This is a genomic window from Peribacillus sp. NPDC096540 (genome assembly GCF_050278525.1).
Taxonomy (GTDB): Bacteria; Bacillota; Bacilli; order Bacillales; family DSM-1321; genus Peribacillus.
This window is the reverse complement of record NZ_JBNNTG010000084.1, coordinates 1-5,381: the sequence shown is the minus strand read 5'-3', so window position 1 is coordinate 5,381 and position 5,381 is coordinate 1. Positions and strand designations below refer to the sequence as shown.

3 protein-coding genes and 1 pseudogene are annotated in these 5,381 nt (G+C 35.5%); 2 read left to right on the top strand and 2 right to left on the bottom strand.

What is annotated here, in order from left to right:
- Window positions 1-197: 197 nt before the first annotated feature.
- Window positions 198-641, top strand: a pseudogene (locus tag ACQKMR_RS28055) (SMI1/KNR4 family protein); the annotation flags it as partial.
- A 1,554-nt stretch (window positions 642-2,195) separates the two neighbouring features.
- On the opposite strand, the gene ACQKMR_RS28050 reads toward ACQKMR_RS28055, so the two are convergent.
- Complete coding sequence (locus ACQKMR_RS28050; protein ID WP_427700197.1) at window positions 2,196-3,545, bottom strand: PepSY-associated TM helix domain-containing protein; 1,350 nt, start codon at window positions 3,543-3,545, stop codon at window positions 2,196-2,198.
- 61 nt (window positions 3,546-3,606) lie between these two features.
- Window positions 3,607-4,182: a DeoR family transcriptional regulator gene (locus ACQKMR_RS28045; protein WP_427700196.1), complete on the bottom strand. Its 576-nt coding sequence runs from the start codon at window positions 4,180-4,182 to the stop codon at window positions 3,607-3,609.
- Between the two features lie 438 nt (window positions 4,183-4,620).
- On the opposite strand from ACQKMR_RS28045, the gene ACQKMR_RS28040 reads away from it, so the two are divergent.
- Entirely contained in the window at window positions 4,621-5,007 is a 387-nt protein-coding gene (locus ACQKMR_RS28040; protein ID WP_427700195.1) for a hypothetical protein, read from the top strand.
- Window positions 5,008-5,381: the final 374 nt, after the last annotated feature.

Sequence of the window (5,381 nt, the reverse complement as noted above, 5' to 3'; positions counted from 1 at the left end):
TCGTCAAGGGGTTAATGGGTTAGACTCTATTTTTGAGTTTAGATTTTCGTAGTAGATGGTGGCGGCGAGGAGCGCCGCCATAGGAGTTTCTTATGGAACTAGCGGGGCAAGTTAGTTCAATAAAGAGATATGAATCAATAACTAACAATGTATAATTAATGTCTCAACAAATATTATATTTTTAGGAAGTGATTTCAATGGGCAATGTAATTTGGCAAGAAGACAGTGATTATTACAAGTTAGCACCATTAACTGATGAGATGGTTAAAAAAGCAGAAGAAAAACTGAAAATAAAATTACCACAATCGTACATAAATATCCTCAAAGATCAAAACGGGGGATATATAAAATTTAACTCGTATCCTACTGACGTTCCAACATCGTGGGCTGATGCCCATATTAACGTTGACCATATTTTAGGCATAAGTCTAGAAGACGGTATATTAAAAAGCGAATATTTTATAGAAGAATGGGAAATGCCTGAAGGGTTGGTTTTGTTTAATGGTGATGGCCATACTTGGATTGCTTTTGACTATCGCCATGTTTCTTCTGAACCTTCGATTGTTTATATAGATAATGAAGAAGAAAAGATTATAAAAATAGCGAACCATTTTGATGAATTTTTAGAAGGTCTATATACGGAAGAATCCGAACCGTTTGATGAGATTGAACTTCAGATGGAGGGATATAGCAAAGAGGAATTTGAAACCCTTATACAACAAGATAATGTAGAGGAAATAAGTAGTGTAATTACATATCTGTCGCAATTTGAGTCTGATGTAGATTGGTTAAGTAAACAATTTATGAAATTGAGTAAACATCCTGATAAATACTTAAGAAGTGATATCGCTAACACTGTATGGAATTTTTTAACTTATCGATTAGATAATGAAACAATCCAAGAATTTATTGAGGTTTTCAAAAATGATACCGATATTGATGTACGAATGTACGCTGAGATGATTATCGAAAAACTTAACTATTCATATGAAGATTTGAAAAGGGATTTGGGTTTTGATAATAGAGTCAGTTTTTCTTTTCAAGACCACATTTATCACATTAATGAACATTCTAACCAATGGCATCTCTCAGATTATGAATTCGATTTACAATCGTTTAGTACAACGGAAGAGCTACTACAACAGGCAACATTGGATGGAAAGTCTTTAGAGGAAATATGGGCTAATGCGAAAATATTATAGTACTTGCTATGCAACTAACGGGTGCGTGTGCGGCCGAGCCTAGGTCGTATCATATAGCGGGTGGGATTCCCGTCGAGTAAGAACTAGCCATTCGCTCGTAGCGAGTCTTGGAGGGCTAAAGGTAACTTTAGTCTTTAAGCGTAGACAGTTAGGTGGCGGGCCGAAAGCCAAATGGTTGAAGGGATTGAGCTCCATAATGTTAGTAAATCGAGAGGGCTGATGCCTTACGCACTGCAGAAAGCTACATTTTATCCTTCGTTAAGGGCAAGATGGATAAAACCTCTCTGGAGTCAGAGACCTTGGCACGTTACACATCGATATGATACGGCAACTCGGGAGACCCTACCGGTCTTTTCTTGTTAGAAGAGTATGTTGTACAAGCGATAAAAAGCAAGGAAACCAAATGCTGTGTAGGGAGTCGGATAGCAGCGTAGTACCAATGAAGTTGGGTAATACCGATGGAGGAAAGGCTAGCTACCAGTTATCGCCCTTACTAGGGAAACATTTACTACACTCAGAGGTAGGGATAAATGGAAACAAAACTACTAAGGATAGCAGAATTAGCAAAATCTGAATCTAAGAGATTAGCTACATTTTGTGAATGGTAACTAGGAGGAGCCGTGTGCGTGAATAGCGCAAGCACGGTTCTGTGAGGGGGGAGGAACTTAATCTACCGCAAGGTATTCCCTTCTACTCGACTAGCTGATTCAGGAACACAAAAATGATCAATCTTTTTTATAAATGATTAATCCAATAAAAATATTATAAGGGCATGTTTTGATCAATCTTTTTTCAAAACATGCCCTTTCTATTTATACATTTATCAAGGTTTCTTGTATTAATTTGATCAAACTTTGTTTCAAAGCTACAATATGAAACTTTAGTATACTTTCTTGAACTAGAAAAAAACTCTTCTGTTAATAAAATATCAACTTCTATTAGTTAAGGTAACTAACGGGTGTTCAATTCTTAATACAGATTAATTTGCAATGGTCACTTTTTTTCTTTTTTGATGAGGTAAATAATTCCTTCAATAATAGCCACTACAATTAAAGAAATCCCAAATAGTGGCATAACTAACCCTAAAACCACCATAAAGATAATAAAGCCAATCGAAAGACTACTTGAAGCTTTTGGTGGAGCTGAGAATTTACCCTCTTTTTTACGAGATAGCCACGTTTTAATTCCCCAAAATATGACGAATAGGAAGGATAGACAAACAGATAAGTTAATCAATTTATTTGGCCAGCCAAATAAATGACCTTCATGTAATGGAATACCCCATGTAAACCATTTTGCTAAAATACCATAATCATGATAGCTCACTTTTGAAATCAAGTTTCCACTATATTGATCGAAATAGGTTGTCATTTCATCATACGGGCTAACGTCTAAGCCGGTTACACCAGTATTACTCCCCTTAGATATTGTGTATACACCTTCTTCAGTCGCTGGATAAATAATTGAATAAGGTTTCGAAATATGAGCTTCCTCAACCTTATTCATCAATTGTTCGACACTTAACATACTGCTGCCATTTGACATACCTGGCATATTAGACATATCACCATGATGTGCGTGATTATCGCCTGACGTTGGTGCCTCATTTTTACGAGTAGCCCATGGGATTTCACTCATATCCGAAGTTGGAGGCTGTTGTTTTAAAGTTGGAATCCCAATAGAAGGATGATCTTGAGCTGCTGAGTATATAAAATTACCCATAAATGCTGACCAAGGCAAGCCGGTAAAAATAATGATAATCATGGGAATTGTAATAATTGTTCCCACTAACGCATGCAATTTTTTGTTTTTTTGTCGCTTCGTTGAATTCTGTATTTTCTTCAATGCCCTTCCCTTAAAGGTCATGTAAAGACCAGTGAACAGTAAGAAGATTGCCCAGCATGCAGCTAATTCAACTAAGTAATTTACAACAGTTCCACCTACAAAAAGTGAACTATGTGTTTCTCTCATAACATTTGAAAATGTATGTTTCGCATTTTGACTACCGACCATTTCATAATTATCATCCAAGAATACATATTTTTGGTCGCCATCTTCATTTGTCATCGTTAAGCGTGTATTATACGGATCATCTAATAAAATAACTTTCGAGACAGAATAGCCTTTGTGTTGCTCTACCGCCTTCTTAATTCCTTCATCAATCGTAAATTGTTCTGTTTTTTCGCTTTCTCCAAAGAATAAATCATCGTAAGCTTTATTTTCTACTTCTGTATAGAATAAATATCCAATGCCACTTAGTGTTAATGTAATCAGTAGTGGTGCGATAAATAATGCTGCATAGAAATGCCATTTCCATAAACGATTATAATTGCCTTTTTTCACTTCTAAACCCCCATCAAGACTTAGTATGTTTTGTGTCTACTTTTACTGCTGCTATCTCCTCTTACTGTTTCAAATGGCAGCAGTCTTTTCCATGCATTTCAATAGTTATAGCTTGAATTGCTTCTTTAAAACTATATATTTGCCCACCAAATCCTAACTGGAATTGTTTAGCTTGTTTAATAGATTCAAAGGCAATTACTTGTGGTTGGCAACAATTCAAATTAATATCTGCATTCATAAGAAAGGTCGCCATCTTAGCACTTATCGTTGTATCATTCAAAAAATCATGGCAAATAATTTGTGAGACGTCATTTTCTATATCCTGAAATCGAAGAAGCCCACAATGAGGACAACAAGTGTGCTCCACGTGTTGATTCTTTTTAATCAATTGAACAGACAGTCTCGTATTTGAATCTTTATAGCAATAAGAACAATGATTAGAAGAAATGTAGCTTTGAGCAATAAGAGCAATTCCATTAGATGTTTTAAATACTTTCTGCTGATCAATTAATGGTTTTAAATCTCGGTAAACTGTCATTTCAGACACCTCTAATCTCTTACTAATATCCGAAACACGCAAAGTCTCTTCTTGTTCTAACCATGTTAAAATTTGTTGTTGTCGTTCGATTGGTAACATTTTATCCCACCATTCTTTATTAGATAACGATTACAGTCATTCTGGAGCACTTATAATTAAGACTATTTCATTGACAAAATACAGACAAGTAAATTTGTGATAAAATATGTGAAAAATTGTTGGACTATAACATTATTGACAATAATTATTTATATCATTCAAATGTGAGAAAAGAATGAAGACTATTAAAGTTCCTTAAACGACCGTTTTTGGTTATGGTAAGTGGGCTTCTCTAAAAAAATCAAAAACTCCTTAAAACACACAACGAAAGCAGCATTTCTGCAATAAATGAACTACTTTCTTCAGTTGTAAATGGTTCATTATTGTGAAGTAATTCACTTAAACTAACGGGTGCTTTAGCTGAACATGAAGAGTATTTAGTTTACGCAGCTTGACAGACTTATATATAATAGATGAAAACCATTAGGAGTTGACTTTATGCTTAATCGGATCAAGAATAAATTGATTCCCGCACAAGAAACGGGAGAAGAAGTAGATAATATCTACGCTATCTTACCCCCGCCAGGAACCATTATCGGAGAGGCAACGGAAGAAGAAATGGAAAAGGCAGCAGAGCTTGAAATTAGACATATGGCTTTCATGAGGTTGCAGGAAATGAATATACAATTTGACGGTGCGTCTTATAAAGAACTATTAAAAGAGTTTCAAGATTTTGAAACCGATTCGAGTAAATTTTGGAGAGGTGTATCCAGCCGTTTATCCGTTCCGTATGAATGGCCAATCAGAATTGATCATGCAAACAGCCCTATTTATATTGGTGAACACGATTTATATGAAGAAGAAGAAGAAGAGAATGAAGATTGATATTGAAATTTATGCTTGGCATAGTCAAATAGGTTTATGTATTATTTATTAATGTATTTTAAATCGATTTTAGAGCGTTATCCATAAGGGTTAACGCTCTTTTTGTTTGCAAAATTAGCTGGATAGTGAAGTAAGTGGATTTTTCCTTCTTTTTTAGCTAATGGGTGTGTTAGCTGAAGATCGGAGCTGTCTTTATGGTAGCTTTTTCTTGTGTGCCAGGCATGGCAACTATCTAGGTGGTGAAAGTCCACTGTGGGGGTACACATCGACCAACCACTAAGGAAGCGTGGAATAAAATCTTGGCTCGACGAACAGGAATCTGATACTAAGGCTCTATAAAGGGATTAAACTCCAAGACAAGTTAAAGTCCAAAA

Bases quoted from the DNA above. Each gene is read 5' to 3' on its own strand.
- ACQKMR_RS28045 (WP_427700196.1), bottom strand. From the start codon at position 4,182: ATGTTACCAATCGAACGACAACAACAAATTTTAACATGGTTAGAACAA.
- ACQKMR_RS28040 (WP_427700195.1), top strand. From the start codon at position 4,621: ATGCTTAATCGGATCAAGAATAAATTGATTCCCGCACAAGAAACGGGA.